Here is a 14,922-nt window from a genome sequence, read left to right as displayed (position 1 = left end):
TGACAAAGGTTTACAATAAAAAACCCCCGTCAGGCTGATTGACGGGGGTTAGTGGTGATTTCGACTGATTCAATTTAATTGCAATTATTTTTCGGAACAATTGCAATTGCTATCAATCATCATCTTCTAAATAATAGCCGACTGGCAAACCATAAATGGCAACAAATTCTTCTAAAATATCAGGCGGTACGGTGTGCATCCCTATTGAATATTCACATTTCTGCACTTCTTTTATTTTAGCTTCGATTATGGTATTCACGGCTTTTTTGATGGTGGCTTCACTCATCTTGTTTTTTAAATACATACTGACCAGTTCTGATTTGGTGACAGCACTTGGCATCGGTTTCTTATCTCTCATTGTGCAGCTGGCTTAAATGTTCTTTCTCAAATCATTGATAGAAAACAGCGTTCTAAAAACCCTGTCTTCCAAATATCTCAATATCCTGTTTTTGCCTTTTATCAGGAAAAGGACAAATTGCAATGGCATTGTGATAGCAATTGCAATGCACAGCAATACTACATAAGCGTTACACAGCAGTATTTTAAGGCGGTTTTTTAGTTTCATTTGTGTAGTTTTTTTAAAAGTTATTTTGAACAAAAATCAATTTTCAGACGGTTTCTAATCAGAAAGGTGTACTTATCAGCCTGACCGTTTAAAACCTTGGCAAACAGCTTCATTTTCAGTTTATCGTCATTTATCAGTTTTGAAATGGTGTTTGCCGTTCGGAGTTTGGTATTTTTAACTGGATTCTGTTTCGGATTTTCAAGCACCCTGATAATGAAATTTTTATTGATAATGGCATTAGTGGGATAGCGTGATTTCTTCCCTGCAATGAGCCTCTTTTCCATAGCCTGCCTTTTTAAATATTGACAAGCTTCTCATGCAATACATCGGACACCATTTGCATTGCAATTCTCTGCTCTTGTGTTCTTTCCTCTCTTTCCCATTGACAGCAAAAAAGAAGTATGACCGCTTGCGTAGGAGAAAGCGTAAGATTGGATTCTTGTTTTTTGCTTTCAATCTTTGTCCTAAAAATGAAAAACATACTTTGGAGCGTATCGATTACAATGATGTCATTGCAATACTTTTCATAATCCTTGCAATGGGCAATATTATCTACTTTGTGTCTAATGAATTTCAGCAGTTCGGATTGTATGATTTCGATGTCTGCTATCTTGATTTTCTTTAAGGCTATTTTCATAATTGAATTTGAATTGAGAGATTAATAGATTGTTTTCATAGAACTGTACCACGTTGGTAATGGGGAAAAGTTTGCTTTTTTCAAACCTCCTGAGCATACTTCTAATAACCAATTCGCTCTTTCGTTTGTTCTGATTAATGGGTGACCACCAAACCGCATTACTCTGTTTGTTTTGGGTTAGGATTACCATTTTAATTTTCGATTTTGTGTTGTCAAAAACTGGCATATTGTCTTAGTTTTAAAATTCAAAAAAGCTGTACTTTACCGCATCATTGCCCGTTATTGCAATGGTTTTCTCGTTGTCTTTCAATGATTTTTTAAGTATCAAATCAGGCAGTTTTTCCAGGTATTCTTTAGGCAGGTTCTTTTCCACGTAATCAAACAATTGCGTGTAGGTTACTTTGTTCTTGAAAAAGCGGTTGATTGCCGTTTCACACTTCTTGGCGTGGTTAATCGTTTCCTTTCTTCTCACGGCATTACACTCTTGTTTCTTCTTCAGTGCATCATACTTGGCAATGGATAACAAATGTTCGTTCCACTTGGCTTTGGTGTATTCAAAACCGACTTCTTTTGAAGTTTTGCGGGTCATATCAAAGTAATCGTAGGGAAACAATGGCGGGAACTGATTTTTTAGAAACCATTTTCTTGCCCATTCAATGCGCCAGCGCATCTGCTGTAACTCGTCAACCAGTACGCTTTTATTGAAGCTGTTACCAGTAAAGGCAATCCATTTGTTTTGATAATACAGAGTAATTGCCTTTTTCCAACTACCCGCAAAAGGCGTGGAAAATCGGTAAATCTTGGATATGGATTTAAAGAAATCCTGCAAAGCCAGTTCCCTGAACTCGTCATTGGTCAGCGTTCCAGAAAAGGCTTCTTTGAACAGATAGCGAATATCAATCGGCTTGTAATTCATATACTCTCCATTGGCAAGGTTTACCGCCAATTCCTGCGGGTGGATAATCAAACTTTGCAGTTTTTCGGATAAAGTATTTTGAACTTTAACAGTTTTCGCGCCCGCCCCTTGGTTTGAATTCTCTTGCTTGCTGGCATGTGTTCTTGTAGAAAAAAACAAATAAGAAGGCGTGAGGGCTTCGCTCGAACTCCTTATACCCTGAGAAATGTTTTCAACATTCTCATTCTTTTGATATTCATTTAATATTGTTCCAGTAATTTCATTGTTATCAGGTAAAAGATTCCAAAACACACATTTAAGTTGTTTATTTTCAGCGCTTTTCATTTTAGAGGTTTTGATATCCAAAACCACCAAAATTTCAGGGTTGATATGCACTTCAACGGGCTTGTTTTGCCCTGCAAAATGATATTCAGTAAATACGCCTGCTTCTTCCAGTCTTTGTCTGTGATTGCGCACCGTTTTGGTGCAGATGTCAATACTGTGAATCTCTTTTCGCTTTAACTGGGTAACTAAAAAGGAATTGATTTTAAACTCTTGTATTGGTCGTTTTGCTGTTATACCTGACTTAATAAATTTTTCGTTGCGTTTCATCAATTGCGAATTGTACAGGTGCAACAGGTTTTGAAAAACAATTTCGGTAGCGTATTTAACGCTTTGAATTTTCTTTTTCTCTACAATCAATCCGTAATCATTGCAGAACTCATTTACAGCCTCGTTGTAGGTTCTGGGTTTTAGATTTTTCCTGTTCAGCAAAAACACTTCTCTGAATGCTGTTTGAACTTCTGTAAGAGCGTTTTCCTTGCAGAATTGCTTAACTGAAGCATTGTGTTTTTGGATAAGCTCGTTTTCTGCCTGTGTCTTAAAATTGTAACTGGCAATATACTTGCGGTAATTGTCCATAGTAGTTGCAAAGGCTTCTTCGATTATGGCAGGATAAACCGCAATGATTCTGTTATCCAATTGCAATGTTGCGTTTTCTATTGCAATGGTTTCTTCGATTTGCTTTTTAACCTCTGTATTGCCAAAACCAAAGAGATTGGAGGCAAGGGAGAAAACCTTGTCGTCTATTTTTTGTGATGTACTGGCTCTCATAGTAAATATTTTTAACCTTTCGGCAAGGCGTAAATGTTTACGCCTGTGCGTCAAGGGAATTCAGCGAATTGCTGTCTATGTATTGTGTTATTGCAATGATTTGGATTACAATTGCAATGGTGTTGCAATGGTTTATTTGCTCTTGAATGATTTGTTGTAGTTCTCTGCCAGCAGTTTGTCAACGTCTGATAGCTTGTAGAAGATTTTTTTTCCGACTTGGCTAAATGAGATTTTGCCTTCATCACGCCAACCTTGGGCGGTACGTTTGGAGATACCCATTAATTGTATAAATTCCTCATTATCCATGAAGGATTTTTTCGAGGTATTGGTTTGGGTGTTTAATTGATTTTGCAGAGAATCCAACCTTGAAGTTAATTCTGCGAACTGTGCTTTGGATAAGATAAATACCTCCATGTTTTTGCGTATTTAAAAATTATGAAGCAAATGTGCGGGGTATGAAAAAGTCTTTTAGTCTTTTCTTGGTCTTCAAGGACTAAGTTTTTAAAATAAGCTTTGGGAAGCCCCTATTTTAAAGGACTTGAAGTGTTTTGCTTCTTATAAAAACAGGGAGTAAAAAAAGACCTTTTCTTTTTTGTGCAGAAATGGGTAAAAATTGACCCAAAAAAGATAGTTTTTTGCCTTTTTTGAGCTGAAAAAGGGGGCAATTTTAAAAAAGTCTTTTAAGGTCTTTTTGTTTTAAAAAGACCTTTTTCGTTTTTACAAATTCCTTATTTTACAAGTATTCACAGAGGTTTTAAAGGAGAGAAAAAGGAGAGGAAATAAAAAAGTCCACAGGAAATTTGTGGACTTTTTGTGTTTGATTATAAAAGCTTACTTATGTCTATTCTTTTATTGGTGTTGGGGCGTTTGTCTTCCCTTGAGGGTTGCAGGATAGTTTTAACGCTAAGGGGACTTAACTCTTTACCATCTTTATCAATGAATGTATTTACAATCATTTCCGCAATATCATTGATATTGCCCTCAACCATTGGCTTACCCTCAACCAATATCTCACGGGACATTTGATAGAATATATCCACAAATTGATTGACATTGCAATTGAATTGCAATTTTGTATGAGCGATTAAATTGCCCGGAACATTCGGCTTAAATTTTTCGATAGTACTTTTGATGCTTTGCAGTTCATAAATCTGTTTAATCTCTTTACTGCATTGCAAATCAAACAAGGGTAATTTTTGATTGATAAACTCAATATTGGCTTGTCGGTACTCGTGCTTTTCTTTGGTTAATAGCAATATCTTTTCGTTATCATCATCAAGACTGTCGATTTGCTTTTTGACTTCACAAAATGAAAAATGCCTGTCCTCACTCTCTGCATTGATGTATCTTTTAGCGATTGTCTGTTTGCTTTCTTTTGAACCCGAAAATTGTATTTCTTTTCGTTTGGATTCTATCAGATTGAATAGTTTGTTATAACGGCACAGAGCCTTTTTACTGGTAAATAAGTCCTCATTATTGGAAATCAATTCCTCAAATCTATTTAGCCAAACAATCGGCTCTTTAACCAAACTGGTTTGATAATTTAGAAAAATGGGGTAATCGGAGTAGTGCAATTCAAAAATCTTATTAATGAGTGCGGTACAATAATCGTGTACCGTAACTTTTTTATCGAGAATAATGTCAAAATCGTGATTGGAATTTTTTGCAGAATGCGCCACTACCATTTCGAGAAACGAGGTAGTTTGAAAATTTTGCTCCATAGAATTTAATGCTACAATTAGGGTTATGCTTCTGCATTTTCTTTGAAATGGCAATTTTAAATTTATCCCTGAATTTAATTTGTTTTGAAAGCCCTGCTTATGGCTGTAAATACAGTTTTTCTATGGAATATTTATTTAAAAGAACTTCTTTCTTTTGCGCTAAAATAGAGGAAAAAAAATCCTTTTTTCAAAAGGATTTCATAATTTTTTATTAAATATTTAGCAATATTTTAGCTACGTTAATGATTATTTCACAAGAACGTGATTTATAACATTTTAGTATTCCTATTTTTTTACATAATTTAATAAATATAGTTATCTACTGCTTTATCCAATTCCTCACCCAAGATTTTTGCATAGACCTGTGTGGTTCTAATATCCTGATGATCCATTAACTTTGAAACGTGTTCTATTCGCATTCCGTTGTTTAGTGCATTGGTAGCAAAACTATGTCGGCTTAAATGAAAAGAAACGTGGATTGGGAAGTCTAAAGCCTTTGAAATTCTTTGAATTTGAAAATTAGCGGCTTTATTTGTCTTTTGGGTTATCTCGTAACGATATTCGTCATTCTTTAAAAACATATCTCTATTGGTTACAATCGGAAAAATAAAGTCGTCAGGCTGTGGATTCGGTTTTTGATATTTCTTGATTATGTCCAAAGCTACTTTACCGATTTTAAACTGGTGTAATCTTCCTGTTTTGCGAATCACTTTTTTAATTCGCTGTTCTTCCTCGTTAAAATGCAGATTTTGAATTTCCAAAGCATCACTAAATCGTAGCCCTCCTGCGTAAATGGAAAATATGAACATATCCCTGTAAATGTCTCCCTTTGTTCCCTCGGTTACTTTATAATTAATCATTGCTTCGATTTGTTCCTTGTTCAAAAACAATCGTTTGCCAGTTTCTTTTTTTAAGGTCAATTTACTGATTGGGTACATATATTCGGGAATAATATCTTCTTTAATGGCTTGCTTGAACATTATTGCCAATATCATAATAGAATAGCGTTGTGTGGTTAATCCATTGCCTAATTCATTGCTCATATATGCCATATAATCCGTTAAGAGCAAAACGGTAATATCATCAAAGAAAACATCTTTTGTCCCTAACCAGTTTTCAAACTTTTCTAAATACAGCACATAATTTTTATACGTTCCAACCGAAACGCTCCCTCTTATCTTTGTACAATACTTATAGGAGTATTCAAAAAAGTTAGGCACTTCTTTACCCTTAATAGCTTCTTTGAGTTTCTTTGCCGAAACCGTTTTTACCTTTCTTTCCAAATCCGCAACTTGTCCTTCTGCATCGGCAACTTTTTGAGCAATGGAAGCGTTCATTCTGGCGCTATTGGGGTGGTTCTTTTTTACCCTCTGTTTTGCTTCGTCCCATTCACTCTCTTTCAGCTTCACGCCAACAGAAATAAATTTGGCTTTCCTATCTTTAATAACTCTTATATATAATGGGGAATGTCCTGTTTGGTCTTCCTGATGCGTTCTTAAAATCAACTTGATTGAAGCCATAAATTGCAAAAATTAAAAAGTTGTACTATATTTACAAAAGGAAGCAAACGGGTGAAGTCTTTGGAAATAAAGCGTTTCATTTGGGCGCAACCTGAAACGAAAGTACAACATTTGGTACAACAAAGCAAACATTATGTTGCTTTTTTTTGCGTCAATTTACGTCGTTAAAAATAATAAAGTCAATAAATACAGTACTTTAGAAGCAATACAAAACACAGAATATTATAATCGTACTAACAGCGGTTTTGTGAAAGCGGGGTTTTAGGTTTTATCGGTGGTGGTAAGTATTTGCACTTCTCTACTCAACTTCAAGTTTTTTCTTTTAAACTTTTCGGTATATTTGTGATTTCAGCAATAAAATTCAGTTACTTTTTAAAGCCATCGGCACGATAGCGGTGATTTTGACATTCCCTTACATTTTACACAAAACATGAATAAATTACTTTTTATCACACTGACGCTTTTAACTCTTAATTGTTATTCCCAAGATAATATTAATATTGAAATGACCGAGAGTTATGAATTGTCTAATATCATTTTAGCATTAACTGAATATGGAAGAACAGACAAATGGGATGTCCAAAAAGTAAATCCATATTATGACGAAGTTTTAAAGTATTTTGAGCCTGTAAAAAACCACCCACTTTTGGATAGTGTTAATTATTCACGACCTAAATGGGAAAAATTTCTTGGTTTTAGAACGGATATGTATGCTTTTTCATTTGATCATAACGGAAAATTGAAAAGAGACTATCCTTTCAATTCTTTTGGACCTGTTGAAGTGGATAAAAATATTGATTTGATTAATGATTTTGTGTTGAAATCAAATTATAGACAATTTTATAAAGACCATAAAAACTTTTATGACAAAATAGTGAATAATTACAAGGAGTATTATTTTGTGACCAAATCAAAACAGTTTCTTGATAAAGTTGCTGAAAAGCCCATAAGTAAAAATAAAAAAAGATATATCGTTGCAGTTTCGCCATTAGTTGGAGGTCAAAATTGCCATAGAGATACCGATAGCTCTACTACAGTTGATTTTCCAAATATCAACAAAGACTTAATTTTAGGTAATTTGGAAACCAAATATAATACGAGAATTGTTGAAAATCATTCCCTTTTTACAGAAATGGACCATGGTTACATTAATCCAATTTCTGATAAATATAAAAAGCTAATTAATTCTAATTTTAATCTAACACATTGGGACAATAAATCAGGTTATTCTGGCATTAATAGTTTTAATGAATACATGACTTGGGCAATTTACGATGTATTTATAAAAGAGAATTTTCCAAAAGTTGCAGATTCAATTGCTTTGCAATGGCAATATCAAAATGTTTCTCGTGGATTTATTGCACAAAATGTATTTTCAAAAAAAGTATCGGAGCTTTACTTCAAACAAAAAGGAAATAGAAAAATTGAAAATGTTTATAAACCATTATTAAAATGGTGTAAGAAGATGGAAAATAAAATAGTTCAACCAACATTATTGAATATCAACACACAGAATTTTGTTAAGGTAGATACTTCAAATTTTGTGATTGAATTTTCTGAAGAGATGAGTAATAGCCCTTTTAATTTTAAAATTTATGAGTTTAAAAATAGCAACCAAACAGGAAAAGAGAAATTAATTGAAATTAAAAATGCTGTTTGGACAAATAACGGAAAAAAAATGTCGATGAAACTTGATACAGATTTTGAGGAGTTTGCTATAGAATTTAATTGGTGGGGAATGGATAAACCACTCGTATCAAAAAATGGTATATTGCTTAAACCTCAAAGCTACATATTGGCAAAAAATAATTAGTTTCAAGTCTCTCAGCCTCACCAAGCTAGAGAACATTCACACAACCAAATTCTAACTCTAAAAACAAAAGCAATGCAAAAATTACAATTTAAAAAAGAGATAAACGCATCAGCACAAAAAGTATATGAAACGATGCTGGGTTTAAAAGACAAATCTACATACGAATATTGGACTGCTACTTTCAACCCAACTTCTACTTATGAAGGCAGCTGGAACAAAGGAAGCAAAATACTTTTTGTAGGTGTCGATGAAAATGGCAAAAAAGGTGGAATGGTCTCAGAAATTGTAGAACACAAACCTGCCGATTTTATTTCGATTCGTCATTACGGATTTTTAGACGGTGATACCGAAGTAACAACCGGTGAAATTGTAGAAAAATGGGCTGGCGGACATGAAAATTACAGCTTTCAGGAAAATAATGGCATCACGACCGTAACTGTTGAAATAGATACTATCGATGATTATTTGGATTACTTCAAAGAAACCTATCCAAGAGCTTTAGATAAACTAAAAGAAATTTCTGAAAATCAAAAATAGTAACGGGTAATAATTCTCATAAAATTTAGAGAAACCGCATCCAATTGAGATTTAAAAATTGTTTAATCAAACTCGCATTAAGAATCATTAAATTCAACAACAATTCCCAAGCAAACTAGTTAGGAATTTTGTAAATTAGTACTTCTTAAAATAAATCATCATGGCTAATAACAGCGTCTCCTTACATCGCGTAATGACAGCATCTCCGGAGAAAATATATCGTGCGTTTACCGATGCGAATGCCATAGCTTCTTGGTTCCCACCCTACGGTTTTTTATGTGTGGTTCATCAAATGGATGTAAAAGTTAACGGTAATTTCAAAATGTCGTTTATTAACTTCACTACTGGTAACAGTCATTCTTTTGGCGGCCATTATATCGAACTCAAAACCAATGAATTAATCAAATATACAGATACATTCGATGATCCTAATTTACCCGGTGAAATGATAACTTCCGTTTGGTTAAAAAAAGTTTCGTGTGGCACCGAAATTAAAATACTTCAAGAAAATATACCTTCGGTTATTCCAACAGAAATGTGTTATCTTGGTTGGCAGGAATCTCTCGAAAAATTAAAAAAATTGGTCGAACCGGAAATACCAGATGCCTAAATGAGCTTTGAGTAAATGACAAAAAAACTAGCCTTTATATTTTCAATACTAATTTTTTCAATTTCTGTTGGATGTATTGTCTATTCTGAAAATAACGAAGACGATCGTTTTGTTAGTTACACCATAAATCCAAAAAAACAAAACATAGATTTTTTCTGGAAAAACGAAAAAGATCAAAACTTCAAAAATGCAGAAAATCTTAAGCTTTGGCTAAAAAACCAGAACAAAGAACTGATATTCGCTACTAATGGCGGCATGTATAAAAAAGACCATTCTCCCCAAGGTTTATACATTGAGAATTCGATTACCAAAATTAAAATAGACACTACAAAAGGCAATGGCAATTTTTACCTTGAACCCAATGGGGTATTCTACTTAACATCCGATAAAACTGCTCACATCTGCTTAACTAAGGATTTTATTCCGAATAAAAGTATAAAGTACACTACTCAATCTGGACCATTACTGGTAATCAATGGCAAGATTCACAAAGCATTCAATCAAAATTCTACAAATCTTAATATTCGTAATGGCGTTGGAATTTTACCAAACAATAAAATACTCTTTGCGATGTCGAAAAAAGAAATCAACTTTTACGAATTTGCAGCATATTTCAAAAAACTTGGCTGCAAAAATGCCATATATCTTGACGGATTTGTTTCCAGAACCTATTTACCCGAAAAAAAATGGATTCAAACCGATGGAGATTTTGGAGTCATAATTGGGGTAACAAAATAATGTAACCATGAAAGTAGAAGAACAAATTAAGGAATATATTACTGCTCAATCTGAAGCCAAAAGTAGTGAAATGCAAGAGTTGCATCGTGTGGTATTGGAGATTAACCCAACTGCTAAACTATGGTTTTTAGACGGCAAGAACAGCGATAACAAAACCGTTTCAAACCCAAATATTGGATACGGAGAACAAACTATTAAATATGCAGACGGCTCCTCAAAAGCTTTTTATCAAATTGGTATCAGTGCAAACACCACTGGAATTTCTGTCTATATCCTTGGGTTAAACGATAAAACATACCTGGCTAAAACCTATGGTAGCACAATTGGCAAAGCATCTGTAACGGGATATTGCATTAAGTTTAAAACTATAAAAGACATCGATTTAGCATCGCTCAAAGCGGCTATACAAGACGGATTTAAATCTTAAATAGAACATCAGTAACAAAATCAACCACTTAAAAAAAGACAACATCATGAAAAAAATATTATTCCTTAGGATAATTGGTCTAACTTTAGTCACATCTCCCTTAATTTTGTCCAATAAAATTGAATCGGATTTAATGAAAGGATTAATTGCCGGAATTGGAATTGGTCTTCTATTACTTTCTTTGTTCAGTAAGCAAAATAAAATTACCTAAATAACCATATATGATTATTAGCATTGCAAAAATCACCATCATACTATTTGGTATATTTTTTATTTGTGTTGGAGGACTTATGATTATTAATCCCAATAAAGCAAGATCAATTATACGTAAAGCCGGAAGTACAAATTGGATTAATTATGGTGAAATTACACTTCGTATGATTCCTGCCACAGCTTTAATTCTTTATGCCGAATATTCAAAATTTCCAGATATTTTAAAGCTCATCGGATGGTTTATGCTTAGCACATCATTCGTATTGTATTTTGTACCAAAAAAATTGCACCACACATTTTCAAACAAATGCGTCGACTTTTTAAAACCTCTTTATTTTCAATTAATTGCACCTTTTTCAATTATAATTGGGTTGCTAATTATTTTTTCAGTAACATAAACAGTGTTAAGTATGAACAAACAACTAACATCTGAAGAACAAAACAAAATCCTTCAAACACTTAAAGATCGATTCGAAAAAAACAAAGTCCGCCATGAAAATCTAGCATGGGCCAACATTGAAGCTAAACTAACTTCCAATGAAAAAAAGCTTTGGTCTCTAAATGAAATGGAAAAAACTGGAGGAGAACCCGATGTAGTAGCTTACGACAGCAAAACCAATGAATATTTATTTTTTGATTGTTCAGCTGAAAGTCCCAAAGATCGTAGAAGTTGTTGTTATGATAGAGATGCGCTCGAATCAAGAAAACAATTCAAACCCGAAACCAATGCCGTTGAAATGGCAGAAACCATGGGCATAGAAATTCTCAACGAAGAACAATACCGTTACTTACAACAACTTGGAAAATTTGATTTAAAAACATCGTCTTGGGTACAAACTCCTTCCGAAATTAGAAAATTGGGTGGTGCACTTTTTTGTGACCGAAGATACAATACCGTTTTTCTATACCATAATGGTGCCGAATCGTACTATGCTGCTAGAGGTTTTCGTGCTTGTCTAAAAGTTTAAATACAATATCAAAACTATAGTGCCATTGGAACCAAAAAGCTAATTCAATAAAATAAGTACTTTTGTGTATTATTTCAAGTTATGAACATACGACTTTTAGCCATTGGTAAAACCGACAACAAAGCGCTCCAAACGCTAATAGACGACTATACCAAACGTCTTTCTTTTTATATTAAATTCGAATTGGAGATTATTCCGGATATTAAAAATGTAAAAAACTTGTCCGAAAACCAACAAAAAGAAAAAGAGGGCGAGCTTATTTTAGCCAAGTTGTCTCCAACAGATCAGCTAATTTTGTTAGATGAAAATGGAAAAACATTTTCGAGTGTAGGATTTTCGGAAGAATTACAAAAAAAAATGAATTCGGGTGTTAAAACTTTAGTGTTCGTTATTGGTGGTCCCTACGGATTTAGTGAAGAAGTTTATAAAAAAGCCCAAGGTAAAATATCGCTTTCGCCAATGACATTTTCACATCAAATGGTACGCTTATTTTTCATTGAACAATTGTATCGCGGATTTACCATTTTACGAAACGAACCTTATCATCATCAGTAATATTAACCATTCATTTGTTGAAAAAGACGGATACATTCTACGGCTTCTTTTACATCATGAACCCGTAAAATTTTTGCCCCTTTAACCAATGAAATGGTATTTAAAACTGTTGTTCCATTAAGCGCTTCTTCAGGATTTGAATCCAATACTTTATAAATCATAGATTTTCTTGAAACCGCCGAAAGTAAAGGCAAATCAAGCATTTTAAAAAGTTCCAACTTCTGTAAAACTTCATAATTCTGATCTAATGTTTTGGCAAACCCGAAACCAGGATCGATAATTAAATCATTGATTCCAAGTTTCCTTGCTTCAGCTACACGTTCCGAAAAATAAAAAATCATTTCTTTTACAATATCATCGTATTGTGTTAAAGTTGTCATGGTTTGTGGAGTGCCACGCATATGCATCATAATGTATGGAACATGAGCATTGGCAACAACTTCCATCATTTTAGCATCCAATAAACCGGCGGAAATATCATTTATAACAGCAGCGCCATGTTCTATAGCTTGCTTAGCTACTTCAGCTCTAAAAGTATCAATCGAAAGTATTGCATCAGGAAATTTATTAAGTATCAAATCGATAACCGGCAATACCCTTGAAATTTCTTCTTCTTCCGAAACAAAAACCGCATTAGGCCGAGAAGAATAAGCGCCAATATCAATAAAAGTAGCTCCATCAACAATCATTTTTTCAACTTGATTCAGAAAATCAGCATCCGATTTATACCGACCTCCATCAAAAAATGAATCGGGAGTCGTATTCAAAATGCCCATAACCCTAGGCGTAGATAAATCGATTAATTTTCCTTTACAGTTCATGTTCATGTTTATGAATTTCCGGTTTACTACTTACTAATCATTACTTACTAATCGCTACACTTTGTACTTCGTTGTAATTTCTTTACATTTGAAAAATCAAGTAACAAAGATAGACACAAATGAGTAATACCTCACAAGAATTTGATAAAGTAATCGCAATCTGCCGCGATTTATATAGTAAAAAAATGAAGGATTATGGAAGTGCATGGCGCATATTAAGACTTCCATCGTTAACCGATCAAATTTTCATAAAAGCACAAAGAATAAGAAGTTTACAAGAGAATGAAGTTCGTAAAGTTGATGAAGACGAAACCAGCGAATTTATTGGCATAATCAATTATTGCATCATGGCTTTAATTCAGTTGGATATGGGTGTAGCCGATCAACCAGATTTAGACTGGGAAACTGCAGTTCGATTGTACGATGAAAAAGTATTGCTAACCAAAACCTTAATGGAAGCTAAAAACCATGATTATGGCGAAGCTTGGAGAGACATGCGCGTAAGCTCACTAACCGATTTAATTTTACAAAAACTTTTACGCGTAAAACAAATTGAAAATAACAAAGGGAAAACTTTAGTTTCCGAAGGTATCGACGCAAATTATCAGGATATGATAAACTATTCTGTTTTTGCTCTTATTTTAATGGAATTCACCAAAAATTAAACGCTAATAGTTTAAAAATGAAATATCTAGTACACATATCACGATTTTTAGTTGGGGTCTTATTTATAATTTCCGGTCTGATTAAACTAAACGATCCTACAGGATTTTCGTTTAAGTTGGAAGAATACTTTTCAGAAACCGTTTTAAATTTACCCTTTTTAGTGCCATTTGCACTTGCAATTGCTGTTTTTGTAGTAGTTTTCGAAGTAGTTCTTGGAGTTGCCCTTTTAGTTGGTTTCAAACCTAAACTAACCATGTGGAGCTTGCTGCTAATGATTGTATTCTTCACATTCTTAACATTTTACTCGGCTTATTACAATAAAGTAACCGACTGTGGGTGTTTTGGTGATGCACTTAAATTAAAGCCTTGGGAATCGTTTTGGAAAGATGTCACATTGCTATTTTTTATTCTGATTTTATTTTTCAATCAGAAACACATTACGAGTTTATTCTCTAAAAAAGTAAATAGTTTAATCGTGATCACCTCACTTGGTCTATGCTTTTTCATGGGATTCTGGGTGTTAAATCATTTACCATTAAAAGATTTCAGAGCTTATAAAGTTGGAACAAACATCCAAAAAGGAATGGAATTTCCAAAAGGTGCTCCACAATCGGTATATGAATTAAACTTTGTGTACAATGTTAATGGAAAAGAACAAAATTTTGGTGAAAAGGATTTGATGAAACTACCTCCAGGAGCTAAATTTGTACGCAGAGATGACAAGTTGATTTCGCAAGGTTACGTACCTCCAATCCATGATTTTACAGTAGAATTGGATGGTGAAGATTTTACCCACGAAATACTAAACGCTCCAAAAGTGGTTATGTTGATTTCTTATGATTTGAAAAAAGCAAGTCCGAATGGTTTAGCAAAACTAGCAGACTTTGCAAAAAAAGCCGAAGCTAAAGGATACAAAGTTATAGGAATGACAGCCTCGGATATCGAGGAAATTGCTAAATGCAGAAAAGAAAACAATATTACTTTCGATTATTATTTCTGTGATGCAACCACGTTAAAAACTATCGAACGTGCTAACCCAAGTATTGTTGTGCTTCATAATGGCACCATTTTCGATAAAAAACACTGGAACGACATCGATAATGTTAACTTATAATTCTGAAGT

At 33.7% G+C, this 14,922-nt stretch carries 18 protein-coding genes; 10 read left to right on the top strand and 8 right to left on the bottom strand.

What is annotated here, in order from left to right:
* Positions 1–112: 112 nt before the first annotated feature.
* From ACZ1JT_RS10790 to ACZ1JT_RS10760, 7 genes are all read right to left on the bottom strand, one after another.
* Complete coding sequence (locus tag ACZ1JT_RS10790) at positions 113–358, bottom strand: hypothetical protein (protein ID WP_465093834.1); 246 nt, start codon at positions 356–358, stop codon at positions 113–115.
* 227 nt (positions 359–585) lie between these two features.
* A complete protein-coding gene (locus tag ACZ1JT_RS10785) occupies positions 586–849 on the bottom strand; it encodes a hypothetical protein (protein WP_465093833.1) in 264 nt (87 codons plus the stop codon).
* Positions 850–860: 11 nt separating this feature from the next.
* Positions 861–1,202: a hypothetical protein gene (locus tag ACZ1JT_RS10780; protein WP_465093832.1), complete on the bottom strand. Its 342-nt coding sequence runs from the start codon at positions 1,200–1,202 to the stop codon at positions 861–863.
* Positions 1,203–1,440: 238 nt separating this feature from the next.
* Positions 1,441–3,210 carry a hypothetical protein gene (locus tag ACZ1JT_RS10775; protein ID WP_465093831.1) on the bottom strand — a complete coding sequence of 590 codons (1,770 nt, stop codon included), beginning with the start codon at positions 3,208–3,210 and terminating at the stop codon, positions 1,441–1,443.
* Positions 3,211–3,342: 132 nt separating this feature from the next.
* Entirely contained in the window at positions 3,343–3,624 is a 282-nt protein-coding gene (locus ACZ1JT_RS10770) for a helix-turn-helix domain-containing protein (RefSeq protein WP_465093830.1), read from the bottom strand.
* Between the two features lie 407 nt (positions 3,625–4,031).
* Positions 4,032–4,931 (bottom strand): hypothetical protein, encoded by a 900-nt coding sequence (locus tag ACZ1JT_RS10765; RefSeq protein ID WP_465093829.1) that lies wholly within the window; start codon positions 4,929–4,931, stop codon positions 4,032–4,034.
* Between the two features lie 302 nt (positions 4,932–5,233).
* The gene (locus ACZ1JT_RS10760; protein ID WP_465093828.1) at positions 5,234–6,451 is read right to left on the bottom strand and encodes a tyrosine-type recombinase/integrase; all 1,218 of its coding nucleotides are present in this window, start codon (positions 6,449–6,451) and stop codon (positions 5,234–5,236) included.
* A 430-nt stretch (positions 6,452–6,881) separates the two neighbouring features.
* Between ACZ1JT_RS10760 and ACZ1JT_RS10755 the strand changes: the two genes are divergently transcribed.
* The 8 genes from ACZ1JT_RS10755 (at position 6,882) to rlmH (ending at position 12,312) form a co-directional block, all read left to right on the top strand.
* Positions 6,882–8,264, top strand: a complete 1,383-nt coding sequence (locus ACZ1JT_RS10755) for a hypothetical protein (RefSeq protein WP_465093827.1) — start codon at positions 6,882–6,884, stop codon at positions 8,262–8,264.
* 72 nt (positions 8,265–8,336) lie between these two features.
* Positions 8,337–8,801, top strand: a complete 465-nt coding sequence (locus ACZ1JT_RS10750) for an SRPBCC family protein (RefSeq protein ID WP_465093826.1) — start codon at positions 8,337–8,339, stop codon at positions 8,799–8,801.
* A 160-nt stretch (positions 8,802–8,961) separates the two neighbouring features.
* Positions 8,962–9,411, top strand: coding sequence for an SRPBCC family protein (locus ACZ1JT_RS10745; protein WP_465093825.1), 450 nt, complete (start codon positions 8,962–8,964; stop codon positions 9,409–9,411).
* 15 nt (positions 9,412–9,426) lie between these two features.
* On the top strand, positions 9,427–10,149 hold the full coding sequence (locus ACZ1JT_RS10740; protein WP_465093824.1) for a phosphodiester glycosidase family protein: 723 nt from the start codon (positions 9,427–9,429) through the stop codon (positions 10,147–10,149).
* Between the two features lie 7 nt (positions 10,150–10,156).
* Positions 10,157–10,576, top strand: coding sequence for a DUF1801 domain-containing protein (locus ACZ1JT_RS10735; RefSeq protein WP_465093823.1), 420 nt, complete (start codon positions 10,157–10,159; stop codon positions 10,574–10,576).
* A 221-nt stretch (positions 10,577–10,797) separates the two neighbouring features.
* A complete protein-coding gene (locus tag ACZ1JT_RS10730; RefSeq protein WP_465093822.1) occupies positions 10,798–11,187 on the top strand; it encodes a hypothetical protein in 390 nt (129 codons plus the stop codon).
* Positions 11,188–11,199: 12 nt separating this feature from the next.
* Positions 11,200–11,757 carry a DUF4256 domain-containing protein gene (locus ACZ1JT_RS10725; RefSeq protein ID WP_465093821.1) on the top strand — a complete coding sequence of 186 codons (558 nt, stop codon included), beginning with the start codon at positions 11,200–11,202 and terminating at the stop codon, positions 11,755–11,757.
* An 81-nt stretch (positions 11,758–11,838) separates the two neighbouring features.
* Positions 11,839–12,312, top strand: coding sequence for a 23S rRNA (pseudouridine(1915)-N(3))-methyltransferase RlmH (gene rlmH / locus ACZ1JT_RS10720; RefSeq protein WP_465093820.1), 474 nt, complete (start codon positions 11,839–11,841; stop codon positions 12,310–12,312).
* 2 nt (positions 12,313–12,314) lie between these two features.
* Here the strand turns inward: rlmH and folP are convergent, their stop codons facing one another.
* Positions 12,315–13,139, bottom strand: a complete 825-nt coding sequence (folP, locus tag ACZ1JT_RS10715) for a dihydropteroate synthase (RefSeq protein ID WP_465093819.1) — start codon at positions 13,137–13,139, stop codon at positions 12,315–12,317.
* 113 nt (positions 13,140–13,252) lie between these two features.
* On the opposite strand from folP, the gene ACZ1JT_RS10710 reads away from it, so the two are divergent.
* Both ACZ1JT_RS10710 and ACZ1JT_RS10705 read left to right on the top strand, forming a co-directional pair.
* Positions 13,253–13,798, top strand: a complete 546-nt coding sequence (locus tag ACZ1JT_RS10710; protein WP_465093818.1) for a DUF1599 domain-containing protein — start codon at positions 13,253–13,255, stop codon at positions 13,796–13,798.
* Between the two features lie 17 nt (positions 13,799–13,815).
* A complete protein-coding gene (locus ACZ1JT_RS10705; RefSeq protein WP_465093817.1) occupies positions 13,816–14,913 on the top strand; it encodes a BT_3928 family protein in 1,098 nt (365 codons plus the stop codon).
* Positions 14,914–14,922 lie beyond the last annotated feature (9 nt).

This window comes from Flavobacterium sp. IC2-16 (genome assembly GCF_055521455.1).
The sequence above is the reverse complement of the archived record's forward strand: the minus strand, read 5'-3'. Positions and strand labels throughout refer to the sequence as shown.

What these genes read in the sequence shown, in the direction of transcription:
- ACZ1JT_RS10790 (WP_465093834.1), bottom strand. Translation starts at nt 358, where the DNA reads ATGAGAGATAAGAAACCGATGCCAAGTGCTGTCACCAAATCAGAACTG.
- ACZ1JT_RS10785 (WP_465093833.1), bottom strand. Translation starts at nt 849, where the DNA reads ATGGAAAAGAGGCTCATTGCAGGGAAGAAATCACGCTATCCCACTAAT.
- ACZ1JT_RS10780 (WP_465093832.1), bottom strand. Translation starts at nt 1,202, where the DNA reads ATGAAAATAGCCTTAAAGAAAATCAAGATAGCAGACATCGAAATCATA.
- ACZ1JT_RS10775 (WP_465093831.1), bottom strand. Translation starts at nt 3,210, where the DNA reads ATGAGAGCCAGTACATCACAAAAAATAGACGACAAGGTTTTCTCCCTT.
- ACZ1JT_RS10770 (WP_465093830.1), bottom strand. Translation starts at nt 3,624, where the DNA reads ATGGAGGTATTTATCTTATCCAAAGCACAGTTCGCAGAATTAACTTCA.
- ACZ1JT_RS10765 (WP_465093829.1), bottom strand. Translation starts at nt 4,931, where the DNA reads ATGGAGCAAAATTTTCAAACTACCTCGTTTCTCGAAATGGTAGTGGCG.
- ACZ1JT_RS10760 (WP_465093828.1), bottom strand. Translation starts at nt 6,451, where the DNA reads ATGGCTTCAATCAAGTTGATTTTAAGAACGCATCAGGAAGACCAAACA.
- ACZ1JT_RS10755 (WP_465093827.1), top strand. Translation starts at nt 6,882, where the DNA reads ATGAATAAATTACTTTTTATCACACTGACGCTTTTAACTCTTAATTGT.
- ACZ1JT_RS10750 (WP_465093826.1), top strand. Translation starts at nt 8,337, where the DNA reads ATGCAAAAATTACAATTTAAAAAAGAGATAAACGCATCAGCACAAAAA.
- ACZ1JT_RS10745 (WP_465093825.1), top strand. Translation starts at nt 8,962, where the DNA reads ATGGCTAATAACAGCGTCTCCTTACATCGCGTAATGACAGCATCTCCG.
- ACZ1JT_RS10740 (WP_465093824.1), top strand. Translation starts at nt 9,427, where the DNA reads ATGACAAAAAAACTAGCCTTTATATTTTCAATACTAATTTTTTCAATT.
- ACZ1JT_RS10735 (WP_465093823.1), top strand. Translation starts at nt 10,157, where the DNA reads ATGAAAGTAGAAGAACAAATTAAGGAATATATTACTGCTCAATCTGAA.
- ACZ1JT_RS10730 (WP_465093822.1), top strand. Translation starts at nt 10,798, where the DNA reads ATGATTATTAGCATTGCAAAAATCACCATCATACTATTTGGTATATTT.
- ACZ1JT_RS10725 (WP_465093821.1), top strand. Translation starts at nt 11,200, where the DNA reads ATGAACAAACAACTAACATCTGAAGAACAAAACAAAATCCTTCAAACA.
- rlmH (WP_465093820.1), top strand. Translation starts at nt 11,839, where the DNA reads ATGAACATACGACTTTTAGCCATTGGTAAAACCGACAACAAAGCGCTC.
- folP (WP_465093819.1), bottom strand. Translation starts at nt 13,139, where the DNA reads ATGAACATGAACTGTAAAGGAAAATTAATCGATTTATCTACGCCTAGG.
- ACZ1JT_RS10710 (WP_465093818.1), top strand. Translation starts at nt 13,253, where the DNA reads ATGAGTAATACCTCACAAGAATTTGATAAAGTAATCGCAATCTGCCGC.
- ACZ1JT_RS10705 (WP_465093817.1), top strand. Translation starts at nt 13,816, where the DNA reads ATGAAATATCTAGTACACATATCACGATTTTTAGTTGGGGTCTTATTT.